This window comes from Guptibacillus hwajinpoensis (assembly GCF_020171785.1).
Lineage (GTDB): Bacteria > Bacillota > Bacilli > Bacillales > Guptibacillaceae > Guptibacillus > Guptibacillus sedimenti.
Genome location: NZ_JAIVAE010000002.1, coordinates 90,848 through 107,265, shown reverse-complemented (window position 1 = coordinate 107,265; position 16,418 = coordinate 90,848). Strand labels below are relative to the sequence as shown.

General features: G+C 40.1%; 15 protein-coding genes. 5 read left to right on the top strand and 10 right to left on the bottom strand.

Annotated elements, in window-relative coordinates; translation table 11 throughout:
- Position 1 precedes the first annotated feature (1 nt).
- Positions 2–1,840: a helix-turn-helix domain-containing protein gene (locus LCL91_RS00950; protein WP_224879186.1), complete on the bottom strand. Its 1,839-nt coding sequence runs from the start codon at positions 1,838–1,840 to the stop codon at positions 2–4.
- 21 nt (positions 1,841–1,861) lie between these two features.
- Positions 1,862–3,067, bottom strand: coding sequence for a M20 family metallopeptidase (locus LCL91_RS00945; protein ID WP_224879184.1), 1,206 nt, complete (start codon positions 3,065–3,067; stop codon positions 1,862–1,864).
- Positions 3,068–3,302: 235 nt separating this feature from the next.
- On the opposite strand from LCL91_RS00945, the gene LCL91_RS00940 reads away from it, so the two are divergent.
- A complete protein-coding gene (locus LCL91_RS00940; RefSeq protein WP_224879182.1) occupies positions 3,303–3,920 on the top strand; it encodes an NAD(P)-dependent oxidoreductase in 618 nt (205 codons plus the stop codon).
- Here the strand turns inward: LCL91_RS00940 and LCL91_RS00935 are convergent, their stop codons facing one another.
- The 6 genes from LCL91_RS00935 to LCL91_RS00910 form a co-directional block, all read right to left on the bottom strand.
- Positions 3,921–5,018, bottom strand: a complete 1,098-nt coding sequence (locus tag LCL91_RS00935) for a Ger(x)C family spore germination protein (RefSeq protein ID WP_224879180.1) — start codon at positions 5,016–5,018, stop codon at positions 3,921–3,923.
- Positions 5,011–6,087, bottom strand: coding sequence for a GerAB/ArcD/ProY family transporter (locus LCL91_RS00930; RefSeq protein WP_224879178.1), 1,077 nt, complete (start codon positions 6,085–6,087; stop codon positions 5,011–5,013). Before LCL91_RS00930 ends, LCL91_RS00935 begins: the two co-directional genes overlap by 8 nt.
- A gap of 27 nt (positions 6,088–6,114) precedes the next feature.
- Positions 6,115–7,581, bottom strand: coding sequence for a spore germination protein (locus LCL91_RS00925; protein WP_224879176.1), 1,467 nt, complete (start codon positions 7,579–7,581; stop codon positions 6,115–6,117).
- A 119-nt stretch (positions 7,582–7,700) separates the two neighbouring features.
- Positions 7,701–8,411 (bottom strand): purine-nucleoside phosphorylase, encoded by a 711-nt coding sequence (gene deoD / locus LCL91_RS00920; protein WP_098443007.1) that lies wholly within the window; start codon positions 8,409–8,411, stop codon positions 7,701–7,703.
- A gap of 162 nt (positions 8,412–8,573) precedes the next feature.
- Positions 8,574–9,104, bottom strand: a complete 531-nt coding sequence (locus tag LCL91_RS00915) for a DUF420 domain-containing protein (protein WP_224879175.1) — start codon at positions 9,102–9,104, stop codon at positions 8,574–8,576.
- Positions 9,105–9,225: 121 nt separating this feature from the next.
- Entirely contained in the window at positions 9,226–9,840 is a 615-nt protein-coding gene (locus LCL91_RS00910; protein WP_224879173.1) for a hypothetical protein, read from the bottom strand.
- Between the two features lie 390 nt (positions 9,841–10,230).
- On the opposite strand from LCL91_RS00910, the gene zwf reads away from it, so the two are divergent.
- From zwf to LCL91_RS00895, 3 genes are all read left to right on the top strand, one after another.
- Positions 10,231–11,724, top strand: coding sequence for a glucose-6-phosphate dehydrogenase (zwf, locus tag LCL91_RS00905; protein WP_224879171.1), 1,494 nt, complete (start codon positions 10,231–10,233; stop codon positions 11,722–11,724).
- 224 nt (positions 11,725–11,948) lie between these two features.
- On the top strand, positions 11,949–12,572 hold the full coding sequence (locus LCL91_RS00900) for a cyclase family protein (RefSeq protein ID WP_224879169.1): 624 nt from the start codon (positions 11,949–11,951) through the stop codon (positions 12,570–12,572).
- A gap of 77 nt (positions 12,573–12,649) precedes the next feature.
- Positions 12,650–13,222 (top strand): hypothetical protein, encoded by a 573-nt coding sequence (locus tag LCL91_RS00895; protein WP_224879167.1) that lies wholly within the window; start codon positions 12,650–12,652, stop codon positions 13,220–13,222.
- A 235-nt stretch (positions 13,223–13,457) separates the two neighbouring features.
- On the opposite strand, the gene gndA is transcribed toward LCL91_RS00895, so the two are convergent.
- Positions 13,458–14,867, bottom strand: a complete 1,410-nt coding sequence (gene gndA, locus LCL91_RS00890; protein WP_224879165.1) for an NADP-dependent phosphogluconate dehydrogenase — start codon at positions 14,865–14,867, stop codon at positions 13,458–13,460.
- Positions 14,868–15,207: 340 nt separating this feature from the next.
- On the opposite strand from gndA, the gene rpiA reads away from it, so the two are divergent.
- Positions 15,208–15,873: a ribose-5-phosphate isomerase RpiA gene (gene rpiA / locus LCL91_RS00885; RefSeq protein ID WP_224879163.1), complete on the top strand. Its 666-nt coding sequence runs from the start codon at positions 15,208–15,210 to the stop codon at positions 15,871–15,873.
- A gap of 34 nt (positions 15,874–15,907) precedes the next feature.
- On the opposite strand, the gene LCL91_RS00880 is transcribed toward rpiA, so the two are convergent.
- Positions 15,908–16,342: a universal stress protein gene (locus LCL91_RS00880; protein ID WP_224879161.1), complete on the bottom strand. Its 435-nt coding sequence runs from the start codon at positions 16,340–16,342 to the stop codon at positions 15,908–15,910.
- Between the last annotated feature and the right edge of the window lie 76 nt (positions 16,343–16,418).

Below are 16,418 nucleotides of genomic sequence, written 5' to 3'. Positions count from 1 at the left end.
TTTACGCTTCAAATAAATAGCGGTAAATACTACAAGCAACTTGAATGTTCAAAAGATCAGATGGATCGTTAAAATTAATCGTTAATATCTCTTGGATACGTTGAATGCGGTAATTCATTGTGTTCACATGAACGTGAAGTTGTTCTGAAGCATTTTTAATATCCTGTCCTGTCGATAAGTATACAAACAATGTTTGAAAAAGCTCTCCTTTGCGTCGCTTCTCATAAGCAAGTAGGGGAGAGAGATACTCAAGCGCATAATTAGCCAGCTCCTCCTCGTTGTTATTTAACAACAAACGAAGCGCTCCAATTTCTCCATACCACGAGGAATACCCAGCAAAGGTAAATCGTTCTAAAAATTTAATAGTTTTCTTAGCTTCATTGAAGGACTTGTCTAGTGCGCGTATTCCCTTAACAGATTTTCCAATTCCGATTCTACACATTTTTTCTGACGTAATAGATGAAGTAAGTGCTTTGAAATCACGGATAAAGCGATTAACTGATACAATTGACGATTCTACCCCATGAGCATCATGGAAGAGGATAACAATCTGTCTCCCCCACTCTGTCACAAGCAATCTCGTATTACCTTTTTGTAGCAAATGACTAATTGAGGCATGAATGCAACTTCGCAACCACTCTTCGTGCCCCTGCTCAAGTTCTTGCGGTACATCGAGAACCGCCACGGTAAAAAAAGCATCCCAATCAGCTTGAAGTCGATCGGCAAGGTAGCTTAAATCCGCTTCCTCTTCCTGAGCAGATAGAAGATTGATGATTAGTTCACCGGTAAGTCGCTGCCGTTCTTTATGCTCCGCTTCTTGTTTCATTAATTGTAAGCCCGCCACTGTGCATGCATGAAAAACAGCAGAATGTTCAAACCTTGTAAGCGGTAGCGATTCAGAAATAATCGCTAGATAGCCTAGTGGAAAGGAAAGTCTACCAAGTGGGAATAACAAGAAATCTTCTTTAGCGTGGAAAACTTCAACCTCATGTTTTTTTTGCTTAATCGTATTGAGGTGCTTCAGAATCATCTGTTGCAAGTTTTCAGTTGATGGCCATTCAGAGTGGCTCGACGCCTTCACTTCACCAAATGGATCAAAAATCATGACGGTTTTACCGATGGAATTAGTAAGATATGAACAAATTTCTTGAAAAGACCCTTCATTCATTCCGATATCAGATAAGGCATGGTGAGTTTCCACAGATTTTGATAAACTTTCATTTTGATTTATCATTGTCTTGTTAAATTGCTTTAATTTTTGAAGAGAAGCTTCCTTGTTGCGATATAAATTCGCATTCATGAGAGCAATCGCCGCCTGAGAGGAGATGGCTTCAACTAATCGAATATCGTCCTTCGTAAACTCTTTTTCTAGATTAAATTGATCTAATACAATAACCCCTGTACAATCGTCTTCTTTAATTATTGGAATACAAATGGTGCTCATAGGTAAATCGTCTGCAGACTGGTGATAGAGCGTTGCATTCTGAGGCGTCATCGTTTTCATCGCTTCTTCTACTTCAAGGTTTGTTTTAAAGTGGAGCGTTTCTTTTTTCTCAAATGCCAGGCCTGTCATCGATTCTCCAGATTGAAGCAATACCTCATTTACCGTTTTCTTTCGAAAGCCAGTCGATCCCGCAACTTTCAATCTCTTTCGCTCATCATCGTATAAAAAGAGCACGCCGCCGTCTGCAGCATCAATGACAGAGACGGTCTCTTCAATGACGGACTGAATCACCGCATAGAAATCAAGTGATGAGTTAAAGATGGTTGATACTTGCATCAATAAATGTAGCTGTCTTTTACTTAATTCTGCTTCATTTTCAAGCAACCCTCTCGCCATTCATTTCCTCCTCCTATTCACTTAACTCTTTATCTCTTCCGCTTCATAACGATGTTGTTCTAAATAAGATAAAGTGGCTTCTCCTAGCGTTTGAGCAGCAATCAACATCGCAGTCTCATCAAGATCAAACATCGGATGATGATGAGGGTAAGTCGATAATAGCTCCTTATTTCCTGAACCAGTTAAAAAGAACGTTCCGGGTACTTTTTCAAGATAATAAGCAACATCTTCTCCAATCATTAATGCTTCTGTTTCGACCACATTTTTTACATTTCCTACTCTTTGGGCCGCCTCCTTCAGCATCATCGTTTCCTTCTCGTGGTTCACAACAGGAGGGTATCCTCGATTATAGGTAAACCGATAGTCTGCCCCGCTACTTTCACACGTCCCTTTAATCATTCGTTCCATTAATGCAATGATTTTCTCACGAACATCTCGATCAAAAGTGCGCACAGTGCCTTTCAGCGTAGCCGTTTCAGAAATAACATTAAACGCCGACCCTGCATGAAAGGAGCCAATTGATAAGACGGCTGTATGACCAGGATCAACAAATCGACTAACGATTTGCTGCAACTGAGTAACAAGCTGACTAGCAATGACAATTGAATCTACCGCTTCGTGCGGAATACCTCCATGGCCACCTCTCCCTTTTACGACAATTTCAAACGAGTCGGCAGCTGCCATAATGCGCCCTGTTTTGTAGGCGACAGTCCCAGTAGGAAACCCTGACCAGAGATGTGTTCCAAAAAGGACGTCTACCCCATCAAGACAACCATCTTCAATCATCGGCTTTGCACCACCAGGCGTGATTTCTTCTGCAAATTGATGAATAAACACAACTCGTCCAGCTAACTGATCACGTTGTTCGTTTAACGCTTTGGCAAGATGTAAAAGCGTAGACGTATGCCCGTCGTGTCCGCAAGCATGCATCACGCCAGGTACTGTCGATTTATATGGAACGTCTTTTTCATCATTTATTGGAAGAGCATCGAAATCCGCTCGTAAGGCTACTGTTTTACCAGGTAATGCTCCTTCTAGAACAGCTACAACCCCTCTTCCACCAACTTCAGTACGAATAGGCATGTGAAGATTTTCATAAAATTCAGCAATTCGTTTTGGCGTGTGAACTTCATGGAAAGAAAGCTCTGGATGCCGATGAAGCTCTCTCCTTAGTTCAACCATTTGTGGATAAAGCTCTTCTAATCTTTTAAACAGCGCAGTTCTCATTGTAAGATCTTCCCCTCTCCTCTATCTAAAGCAATCACGTATCATACGTTATGAGTATTTTAACAAAAATTCTGAACTTTATAAGGAAAACTTGCAAATCTATTGAGAAATATTATGAAAGACATCCACCTACTAAGAGCCGTTCATTCGGAATAAAAAAAAGAACCCTCTAATTTGCAATGGATATCTACGTTTTCTAAAATGAAGTGAATACCGCTAATGAGGAGGATGTATTATGAATGTATTTATTTTAGGGGCTACAGGCCGGGTTGGTAGTAAAGTATTATTACAAGCTGTTAGAGATCACCATAACGTATCTGTTCTTGTACGATCACCAGAAAAGCTTTCAATAAAAGAAGGGATAACAATTGTTGAAGGCGATGTGTTAAATGAAGATGACGTAATGAAAGCAAGCGAAGGGGCCGACGTGATAATCAGTGCGCTTGGAACAGACAAAACAACTACTCTCTCCGATAGCACACCGATTCTGCTAAGCGTCATGAAGAAGCAGGGAATAAAGCGCATCATTACAGTTGGTACAGCAGGTATACTAAACAGTCGTACCGATCCTGGCGTTTATCGTTTTGAGTCATCTGAATCAAAACGTAAAACAACCCGAGCAGCAAAAGAGCACCTCGCTGTTTACGAGATGCTGAATAGAAGCCAAGTGGAATGGACCATTATTTGCCCTACTTACTTACCAGAGGGAGACGCTCGCGGTAGTTACAGAGTAGAAGATGATTACCTTCCTGAAGATGGCAAAGAAATCTCAACTGGAGACACGGCTAATTTTGTGTATCAAGAGCTCCTTGAAAAAAAACACCTCTTAAAGCGGGTCGGGATCGCCTACTAACTACTGAGACATACCTGTATCTTTGATCGTCACATCCACTTCAACAGATACAGGTGTGGTTTCAATGAGACGTTCTTTATCCAACGTCCTCCATTCTTCATAAGATAGTGACTGGCGAATATACTGACCTAATCCAAGACTATCCGTTTGATTTTCCTTTAAAATCTCAATGATGTCCTCGGCTTTATGTTCAATATGACGTGCAACCAATCGCTCTAATTCGTGAATCTCTTTCGTAGAGGAAATACTTTCTTCTCCCGTATCTTCTAAAACCGATCCTCTCATCTTTACGACAATCTTGATATGATCAACCTCTCTCCCCTTCTTATATACGTTTATATTCCGGTGGCTTGTCACATAGTCAAAATGAACATTACGAATTTTTTCCTCTTGAGCCATTTTAATCGTTAATTCACTTCTCTCTACTTTGCTAAGCAATAGCATTAATATTTTTGATTGAATCAAATCAAGGTGATCAACATAGCGATCATTGCGGAAAAGCGCGGTACCCACCAATACAATTCTCCCATCTTGCTTCCTAAAAAGAGGCGCGATCGGATCAATCCCGTCATCATAATAATCACGAGAAAAATGGTGAATATCCGTTTCTGGAATTGTGAATTTTTCAGATTCAGTTTTTAACATTTTATCAATGTAACTCCCGATATCCGGAACGACTTCGGTTCTAATAATTTCAGTGCCTTCTTGATCTGCAACTACTACTTTCACCTGTGATCCTATTTCTTGGTCTCTTTCCATCGAGCTGATCACGCTTTTCACTCCGTTTCTTGCAAACCTTTCGCCAAGAATAATAGAATGTATTTGACCATTTACTACTTGTTGTTTTGTTTTGGATGAGAGGAGATCCTCTGCCTCCTTTTTAGAATTTGCAATTGTTTCGATGATTTGCTCTTCATTAGACGTTTCACTCGTTAAATTTGGAAAAGAGGCGGTAACTTTTAGATCACCAGTCGGATCATCCGTTTGATCAAAACTCATCATACTAATAATGGCAAGATCTTCAATTACTTTTTGATCGTTACAACCTGCTAGCAATAAGCATGCGAAAATGCCCCATATGACAGTTTTTCTATCCATTGCGCATCCTCCTAATCCACAGAATGAATAACAACAGAATGGGTAATCCAATGGCTATTCCTGCAGCAGCGAATCCAAAAATCAATAACCATGGTGCTAACTCATAAACCACGTCTACTCGAAATGTAATAAAAAAAGCAACTAAAATTAAAATCGGCGCTAACCACTTTTCATTCACACTCGGCATTCCACGATGAAGGAGTAATTTGGCAGCCCATAAATACATTACGACTGTAACAAGAATCTTCATTAGAAATAAGTTAAAAACGAGGCTTTCAATTCGCTCTATTAATTCAATTTCAACGTACGCAATTAAATTCAATACAGGAAAACTAATAAGCTTGAGTTGCTCAAATGAATAGTACATAAAGGATACGAGGCATATGAGTGTATACACAATCGTCGTAATGACATGTCCTACATATACGCTTAGAAACCATTTTGGCTTTTTCTCATCAATATAAGGAAACAAAAATAAAACAAGTTCAAAACCTAGAAATGCCGTGTATACCTCAATCCATCCACGAATTGAATGCGTTCCATCTTTAAATATAAATGGCGTTAATCTCATAACGGAAGAATACGGGATATGATAAATTAACAAAAAGGTCATCCAAATGGTTAAAAAAAAGAAAATGGTCGTTGTCTTAGATATCGTATACATGTCCTTTATTACAAGGTAGAAGGCGAGAATTAAAACAATGCTGTACAGCAAAAGTAAACTTGAATTTTGGAAAGCTAACACCTGGGTGATAAGGATATAGTCTTTTCCAACAAGTAGCGCTAAGATTGACCAGATCAATGCTAGGAGGATGTAAAAAGGCGCCAATACTACACGAGGGATAAGTCCTTCCATAATCTCAAATACGCTCTCTCCTTTTCTAAAACGGTTCACGAGAGAAATGAGAAAAATATTTATTCCAGCTACAAAAGATACAATGAGTACCATAATCCATCCGTTCGTACCAAAATTAACGGCTAGCATGCGAGGTAACTTGTATAGGGTTACACCAGACTGGATCATATAAATAAGAATGGCGAGGTGAAATGGCGCGATTTTTTCCGACATTAGTATCCCTCAATTTCTTCTAGCTGCTTATTGCTTTCTTTTCTTATTAGAACTTCTAGGTAAAGCTGGCCTTGTTTTCATTAAAGAATAGGGAGCTCGCAATAAAAAATCGACCCAATCTTTGCGGAAGAACGGAGATAGAGGAGCTAAGTAAGGTGCACCCGCACTCGTTAAACTACTTAAGTGGATTACCAAAAGGATGACTCCTATGACGATTCCGAGATTACCAAGGAGTCCCGCTAAAAGAATTAAACCAAAACGCGCTAATCGAATACTCGCACTCATCACATAACTAGGGACGACAAATGAAGTAATGGCAGAACTGGCAACAACAATAATTAGAACATTGCTAGTAATTCCAGCTTGCACTGCCGCTTGTCCGATAACAATACCCCCAACGATACCGATCGTTTGTCCAACTTTCGTTGGCAATCTGGCCCCTGCTTCACGTAAAAACTCAAGGGTAATTTCCATGATTAGCGCTTCGTATAAAGGATTAAATGGCACCTTACTTCTTGAACCTGCCAACGTTGTTAACAGCGATTGCGGAATCATTTCATATTGAAAAGTTGTAACGGAAACGTAGAGAGCAGTAAACCCAATCGTGATGATAAAAGCTCCAAATCGAAGCAACCTTGTTGCCGTCCCAGTAATCCATCTTTGATAATAGTCATCACCCGTTTGAAAAAAGTCAAAAAAACTTGAAGGACTGATGATGACTGCGGGACTACCGTCAACTACGACCACAATTTTCCCTTCAACAAGCGCAGCAGCAATTGCATCGGGTCGCTCTCGAAGCATAAACTGTGGAAAGAGCGCATTTGGCTGATCTTCAATTAGCTGTGTTAGCATATGTGCATCGTACACCGCGTCAATCTCGATTTTCTCGATTCGATTAATCATGTCACCCACAACTTCATCATTAGCAATTCCTTTTATATGAAGAACAAAGACGCTCCCTTTCGAAACTTCTCCGACAGGAATTTCGTTAATTTTCAAGTGCGCGCTTTTCACCCGTCTTCGAATCATAGAAAGATTAATTTCGCTACTTTCAACAAATCCTTCATGTGGTCCTGTAATCGTTGTTTCCGTTTCCGAAGGTTGGATTTCTCGCTGCTTAGGTCCAGAAATGTTAATCAGGTAAGCATGGTCCTGGTGAAAAACTGCCGCTTCTCCATTTAATATTCCATTGATTACTTTCTTTTCATCATCGGTTTTATGAAAGTTAGACCTTTTTAAGAATGGAAGCTTGGTTTCATCTGATGCATGATAAATGGGAACAAGCAAATCCATTTCAAGTAAATTTTCGTTAACCATATGTAAGAAATAAATAATTGTTATATCTAATTCAGGAAACGTGCGTTGTACGAGATCATCACAGCCGCTAAAGTTTTCGATAACTTGTTTCTGAAGTGAAGCTGAATGATCTTTTTCTACCGCTTCCTGCTTTAATTCTTTTAACTTATGAAGTAACTTTGTCGTTCTCCTTTTCATCCTATTCACCCCCCATGCACCCTCTTGTTCTAGCTTTTGGAGATGTGAATAGAAATATGCATCGGCTCTTCAGAATAACAAAAAAAGAAGACCAGCTTTACGCTCGTCTTCTCCATGTTTTACTTTTGTTTTAAAGCCGCTTCTAGAGCAATAATCATCATTTCTTTAAACGTTGTTTGACGCTCTTCAGAAGTCGTTTCTTCACCCGTTACAATGTGATCACTAACAGTCAGTACGGTCAATGCATTCACGCCGTATTTTGCTGCGATCGTATAAAGAGCGGAAGTTTCCATTTCGACACCTAGCACTTGATAGTCAGCAAGCTGTTGGAAGATTTCCGGGTTGTCACGATAGAAAGAATCACTTGTAAACACATTCCCGACATGAACACTCATTTCTTTTTCGGCTGCAGCATCATAAGCATTTTTTAGAAGGTTAAAATCAGCTGTTGGGGCAAAGTCCATGCCATTAAATTGAAGACGGTTTACTCCAGAATCAGAAGTGGCACTCATCGCAAGAATAACGTCTCTTACTTTCACTTCTTTCTTCAATGCGCCACATGTGCCAACTCGAATCAAATTCTTTACGCCATAGCTTTGAATAAGCTCATTCACGTAGATGGAAATCGACGGCACGCCCATGCCGGTTCCCTGAACAGAAATTCGTTCCCCTTTATATGTACCAGTGTATCCAAGCATTCCTCTTACTTCGTTATAGCAGACAACGTCTTCTAAGAACGTTTCTGCAATGTACTTCGCACGAAGCGGATCTCCGGGTAATAAAATTGTTTCCGCAATATCTCCTTGTTTCGCACCAATATGAACACTCATAATCGTACCTCCTTGAATAAATACGTTCACTATCAAAAGTAGCATAAGATGAGAGGATATGCCACAGCCATTCACATATCGGTAGTCTCTCCACAACTTCTCCAGCGGATGCAGCCACTCATGCAAATAAAAAAACAGGCAAACGCCTGTTTTTTTAACCTATCAATAGTACGGAGAAATCATCAAATAAACGACAACACCTGTCAGGCTCACATACAACCAGATCGGCATCGTCCATCTTGCAATTTTTCTATGTTTGGCAACTTGCATATTAAGACCTCGTGTCACTGTGATTAAAGCAAGAGGAACAATCGCAGCCGCAAGGATAATATGTGAAATCAATATAAAGAAATAGACGGAGCGAATGAACCCTTCTCCTCCAAAAGAAGTTGATTCAGACAACCCGTGATACGTTACGTAAGACACTAAAAATAATGCTGTCGTTGAAAAAGCAGCAAAAATAAAACGTTTGTGCAACTTAATATTCTTTTGCTTAATAAAAATCAGCGCAGCTACTAAGAAAACAAAAGTAAAGCTATTAAAAACTGCGTTAAGCAAAGGCAAAAGTGTAATATCGAATCCTACCTCACCGCTATATTCGGGTAAGAAAAACAGAATAACAACGAGCACGTTAACTGCAATGGAAAGCCCGACGATCCATGGTGTATAATTCCGTTGTTTTACATCACTCATACGAATTCTTCTCCTTATCACATTAATCTACCTTTTAAGGATAAGAAAGTTTCTCTAAATGAGCAACCTATGTGACACATCTCACACGTAAAATTCCAATTCGTGACACGTTTTGTTCACATTAAGGCGACCACTGGTCATGAACAATCCCTATTAAATAGTGATCATTATTATGTTCAGAAAACACCAATTTAAGACTCTTCCAATCCATTCCTCCATGTTCTTCTGATCCGGGTACAAAGAACTCAACATAATGGCTATTCGGCAAAGCTTCATCTATATTATTAACGCGATTTGTCTCTTTATATATCCCATCGTACGTAACTAACTCAGTCTCAGTAAATTCGACATCATAAACATATTTCTCAAAATATGCTTGAGGTGTTAGTCGAATAGGATCTCCTTTAACGTCATCCGTCCCCCATTCAAGCTGCTTTTGATTGGGTACCTGGAATAACTCTTTCACTTGAGAAGGCATCAATACCTGGGCACGATTTTTATCAACTGTTCCAAATGGAGAAAGCAGTACTCCTTTTTGTGGATGAACATGACGAGAGACTTTGTCCATCTCTTGTTTACTTAATGCATTTAAAACGAGATACGCTTTCTTCATAACAATGCTTTGTACAGATGCTGGACGATCGGCTTCTACCTCGCCTAAATTTTGTGGCTTTTCAATTGCACATCCTAGAATAATGCCAAAAAACAGGAAGAAGATTGTCAGTACTCGAATCATCTTATTCATCCTCCCTATTAACGCTCATATCTATTATATTCGCCACAATTGAATGCAACCATTCTATCTCTTAGGAAAAAGTTTATCATTTTCCGTTTGTATGTCACTAAGAACCTTTTCCCAAGGTACTAATCATGGCATCGCTTACAGTTTTCAATTAGTCGATTTAATATTAAAAATTCAGGCTGATACCCAATCACACGATTTGATTTTAGCGCGAAAAAGCTATAAAATTTTTACTTGGGAACCCAGTAACTTGTTCTGTTACGGGATCGATATCATCTGATCAACATTTGATTAGTCTTATCTTTACTAACGAAGTAGGGAATTCACTGTTCCGTCCATACGTTCCCTCTGGAACAGCAATAATGAAAAAGTGAGGTCACAAAGATGAATCAACCATCAAAACAGGCTTCTGTTATCGTTATATTCGGTGCAACAGGAGATCTTGCTAAACGCAAGCTATTCCCATCACTCTACAACCTTTATTGCAAAGGTGTACTTGCTGAGGATTTCGCTGTAGTAGGAGTAGCAAGAAGACAGCTATCTAATGAAGAATTTCGTGCAAATGTTCATGATTCTGTTATACATACAGCATGCATGGATAAAGATGACAAACATGAAGAATTTAGCAGCCACTTCTTCTATCAACCTTTTGATGTAACAAAGAAAGAATCGTATCAAGAATTAAATGAGTTAGCTAAATCACTTGATGAAAAATTCAACATTCCAGGAAATCGCATCTTTTATATGGCGATGGCGCCAGAATTCTTTGGAACAATTGCATTGAATTTGGATTCTGAAGGGTTAACTGACGGAGACGGCTTTAACCGTCTTGTTATCGAAAAACCTTTTGGACACAACTTCCCATCAGCTCAAAAGCTGAATGATGAAATACGCCAAGTTTTCTCTGAAGATGAAGTCTATCGAATTGATCATTACTTAGGAAAAGAAATGGTCCAAAACATAGAAGCCATTCGTTTCGCCAACTCTATGTTCGAACCGCTATGGAACAGTCGCCATATTTCCAATATCCAAATCACATCTAGTGAAACGGTTGGTGTTGAAACACGCGGAGGATACTATGAAAAGTCCGGTGCCCTACGCGATATGGTTCAAAACCACATTCTACAAATGGTTTCTCTCCTTGCGATGGAACCACCTGTTAGCCTTTCCACAGAAGAAATTCGTAGTGAAAAGGTGAAAGTGCTTCGCTCCCTTCGAGCGGTTAAACCAGAAGAAGTAAATGATTACTTCGTTCGTGGTCAATACAAAGAAGGAGAGGTTGATGGCGAAACGCTGCCAGGATATCGCGAAGAAGACAACGTTGACGAAGAATCCAATACGGAAACCTTTGTTGCGGCGAAACTTATGATTGATAACTTCCGCTGGGCTGGCGTGCCATTCTATATTCGAACTGGTAAACGCATGACGAATAAATCTACTAAGATTCTCATTGAGTTTAAAGACTTACCAATGAATCTTTATAAAAATGAAAGTGGTAAACTAGGACCGAACATTCTTGTGATTCATATTCAACCTGAAGAAGGCATTACGCTTCACTTGAATGCGAAGGATTCAGGAGATATGCGAAAAACAACGCCAATCCAGTTAAGCTTTAACAATAATCAAGAAAACAATATGAACTCACCAGAAGCATATGAACGTCTCCTTCACGACGTTATGCGCGGTGATGCTACAAACTTTGCACGCTGGGATGAAGTTGCTCTCTCATGGCAGTTCATTGACCCAATTTCCGTTACATGGGCAAACGAGAAAGAAAAAGACTTCCCGAACTACCCAGCAGGTTCAATGGGACCAAAAGCGGCAGATGAGCTTCTAGAAAAAGACAACCTCCACTGGTGGCCATTACCAAAAGAGTAAAGCGGAAGTGGCCGCTTAGGGTCGACAAGCGCTGGAGCCGCATCAAAAGAACACGCCCTTTGTGTTCATTTGATGTGGTGAAGCGATCGAGACCCTGGCCACTGCAGCTAGCACAGTAAAGCGAAGACGAGCGTTTATTCTAAATAATCATGACAAAAGAAAGATACGTGCTTCACGTATCTTTCTTTATCATATACACTACTAGTTGAAAGGAAGTGTTTTTTATGAAAATGTATGATGTAAGTGCACCAATTTTTAATGGTATGGCCGTTTATAAGAACAAAGAGGAAAAACAACCTGAAATCAACACGACGACAAATGGACACGTCACAGAGTCTCGCCTTTCTCTCGATGTACATACGGGGACTCACGTAGATGCACCGCTTCATATGATGAATGATGGAGCAACGTTTGAATCAATTAATCAAGAAGATCTTGTTGGAAAAGCGAAAGTAATTGACGTTACAAATGTTAAAGGGGCAATTTCTGATAAGGATATTGAATCTGAAGACATTCAAGAAGGCGACTTCATCCTTTTCAAATCTCAAAACTCTTTCGAGGAAGAATTTAATTTTGACTTCGTCTTCGTAGGTGAAGATGCAGCACGCTACCTTGCCGAGCGAAACATTCGAGGCGTTGGTGTAGATGGTCTTGGCATTGAGCGTAGCCAACCAGAACATCCTACACACCGCTCTTTATTCGAAAAAGATGTGATTATCATGGAAGGCTTACGTCTAAAAGACGTGGCAGCTGGAGAATACTTCATGGTGGCTGCACCTTTAAAGCTTCAGGGGACAGATGCATCGCCCGCTCGCGTGTTATTGTTTGAAGGATTAAAAGAAGTGTAAGATTTCATAAGCCAGGGTTTTCCCTGGCTTTCATTCTATCTCGAGATGATCATCCCAAAAAACGAGTGGAGGTAAAGATGAAATCCCTATTTCTAAAGCTTCGTTCTCGTCTAACGCTAACAATCTGGTTCATTTCTGTCGTTATTTTTGCGCTCTTCCTTACCTTCGTCCTCCCTCAAGTCTCAAACAAATCTTATGAGGTTACCCAAACGACTCAATCCCCTGATGGCTCATTCTTCTACACTCCTGAGAAGCTCTATGAGGTTGCAGAAGCTTATGGAGAAGCTGGGAGAAGCTATTATATTAAAGAGCGCTTTACCTTCGATCTCATCTGGCCTATTGTATACTGGTTCTTTTTAATAGCAACCTTAACGATATTATATCGCTCTGTAACGAATGGGAAATGGTTGTTTATAAGTCTGCTTCCTTCATTGGGTGTTATTTTCGACTATTTAGAGAACATTGCAACTTCTCTCATCATGTATTTCTATCCTCAGACGCTCTCATTTATCGGCTGGTGTGCTCCGTTCTTTACATCAATCAAATGGTCATTAATTTACGTGAGCTTTTTTGTGATTGTGATTGGTTGTTTCCTTCAAGTCGTTCAGTTCGGAAAAAAAGTTTATTATGATTTTACCCATAAAGCTTAGTTATAAAAAACGCTACTCACTTCCCTATCATAACAGAAGTGAGTAGCGTTTTTTTTATTTAGCGAACTAAAGATTCAAAGACCTGGACTACTATACGCCCACTTCCGCTTTTCTTGATCTAGCTGCAGTGGGCAGACACTCGGTCACTTCACCCTATAACTCGAACACAAAGAACGTGTTCATGTTATAGGGTTCCAGTGCCTGCCGTGTCTAAACGCCCACTTCCGCTTTTCTTTTAATCAAGCCATTCTGTGTGGAATACGCCTTCGCGGTCGATGCGCTGATACGTATGAGCACCAAAGTAGTCGCGTTGTGCTTGTAGAAGGTTTGCTGGAAGAGTTTCGCTACGATAGCTATCATAATAAGCAATTGCACTTGCAAGACCAGGAACCGGAATTCCGCGCTGTACAGCAAGTGATACGATATCACGAGTAGCGCCCTGGTAAGATTCAACGATCTCTTTGAAGTAAGGATCGAGAAGTAGGTTTGTTAAGCTAGGCTCACGATCATATGCTTCTTTAATGTTTTGTAGGAAACCTGCACGGATAATACAACCACCGCGGAAGATCATCGCAATTGAGCCGTAGTCTAGATCCCAATCATACTCATCAGAAGCGTAGCGCATTTGAGCAAATCCTTGGGCATACGAACAGATCTTACTCATATAGAGGGCTTTACGAATCTTCTCGATTAGCTCTTCTTTATTACCATCAAACGCTGGGACATTTGGTCCTGAAAGAAGCTTGCTTGCTTTCACGCGCTCTTCTTTCATTGCTGAAATAAAGCGTGAGAATACAGATTCCGTAATGATGGAAAGCGGTACACCAAGGTCTAGCGCACTCTGACTTGTCCATTTACCAGTACCTTTCTGGCCAGCTGTATCAAGAATCACATCAACAAGCGCTTTGCCTGTTTCAGGATCTTTCTTCGTAAAGATATCTGCTGTGATTTCAATAAGGTAGCTATCAAGTTCACCTTTATTCCATTCTTTAAATACTTCGTGAAGCTCATCAGTCGAAAGACCAAGCACGTTTTTCATCATGTAATAAGCTTCACCGATTAACTGCATGTCACCATATTCAATGCCGTTATGCACCATTTTCACATAGTGACCAGCTCCGTCTGGACCGATGTAAGTTGTACAAGGATCACCATCAACGTTTGCAGCGATTGCTTTAAAGATATCTTCAACTTCACTAAACGCATCCGGTTGGCCACCAGGCATGATTGAAGGACCGTTCAATGCGCCTTCTTCTCCACCAGATACGCCAGTACCAATAAAGCGAATACCTTTTTCTTTCAAATCTTCGCTACGCTTCTGCGTGTCTTTAAAGAACGCATTCCCGCCGTCAATGATAATATCGTCTTTATCAAGATGTGGAAGAAGCTGATCAATCGTTGCATCTGTTGGCATACCTGCTTTAACCATTAGCAAGATTTTTCTAGGAGTTTCAAGTGATTGAACGAACTCTTCAATGCTGTATGTATCCTGAAAGTTTCTTCCTTCAACTTCAGACATCATCTCTTTCGTTTTTTCTTCCGAGCGATTGTACACTGAAACGGAATAGCCGCGGCTTTCGATATTCATCGCAAGGTTCTTCCCCATAACGGCTAACCCAATTACACCAATTTGTTGTTTTGACATCTTATTCCCTCCAGCTCATTTCTTATTTTCATGAACCCACTGACGCGAACTCATTTGATTACAGGATTAACACGTTTTAGTATGTGCACCTGTCATTAAGCTAGTCACGCGTACAGCCTGACAGTATGCATTATACGTCTTTCCGTGAAACCGTGCAAAGATTAGCAACTAGGAATAAGAATGAAAAGAAGCGATTTCGTGCTCATTTTATTCATTCTTTTTTTATGCTTCTCCTTTGTTTATGGGAAAGAAGGCGTTTTCAAAATTCATCATTGGGAAACACTCCTTATAACGATTATACTTAATGAGACAATTGAAATAATGGAGGAGTGAATGGATTGTGAATGAAAAACAACTTGCCGGTAAAAAAGCAGCATCCTATATTCAAGACGGTATGATCGTTGGTCTTGGAACAGGAAGTACCGTTTATTGGACGATTCTTGAAATTGCCAGAATGGTGAAAGAAGGTATGAGCATTACAGGAGTTGCCACATCTAAAAGTACAGAAAAGCTTGCACAGGAACAAGGCATCCCCCTCTCATCACTTGAAAACGTTTCTACCATTGATTTAACGATTGATGGGGCAGATGAACTAACGGAAGACTTAACCCTCATCAAAGGAGGAGGCGGCGCACTGCTTCGAGAAAAAATCATCGCTTATCATTCAACGCACATGATTGTCGTTGCTGATTCCAGTAAGTATGTGAAGAAATTGGGAACCTTCCCCCTTCCTGTTGAAATCACGAAATTTGGTTACTTAAAAACGTTAAATGCGATTAAAAACATGGGATGTACGGCTTCCCTTCGCAAAGAAAATGACTCCCTTTTCATCACAGACAACGGAAACTATATTGTTGATTGTTCATTTGATGAAATCTGCTTTCCTACCACCCTGCATGATCACCTTAATCAAATTCCTGGAGTCGTTGAAAATGGACTATTTATTGGTTATGCAACGAAAGCGATCATCGGCCAAGAAAATACCATTACATATGTTGAAAACTAAAAAAGTGCCCGGCTAATTAAGCCGGGCGCTTTCATTATTTAATAATAAGGACGGGACAATGAGACCTCTGAAGCACGGCATGACTCACGCTTCCAAGAAACCATTCTCTTAAGCCATTTAATCCTCTGCTTCCCATAATAATAAGATCACGATTGTGTTCATCAGCGTATTTCACAATTTCGTTTCCGGGGTTCCCTTCAAGTACCATTGTTTTCACTTTATGATTCGGTAGCTGAACGTCGAGTTTTTCACGGATGCCTTTAAGCATATCAACGGCTTCTTTTCTAAGTTCATTTAAAATACTGGCATAAACGACAGCTGAGCTAATTTGCGCAGTAGGATTGAGTGCAGTTACAACATCGATTTCCAAAGCCTCATTTTCTTTTGCCATAGCAATTGCTTCATTTAAAGCCTTCACACTTAAGTCAGATCCGTCAAATGCGACAAGGATTTTATGATATTTTTTCATCCCAACATTCTCCTCTCCTGATCTACTTTCATACTACCACTCAAATTGAACGAGTCCTGTGACTTTCCTCACAAAT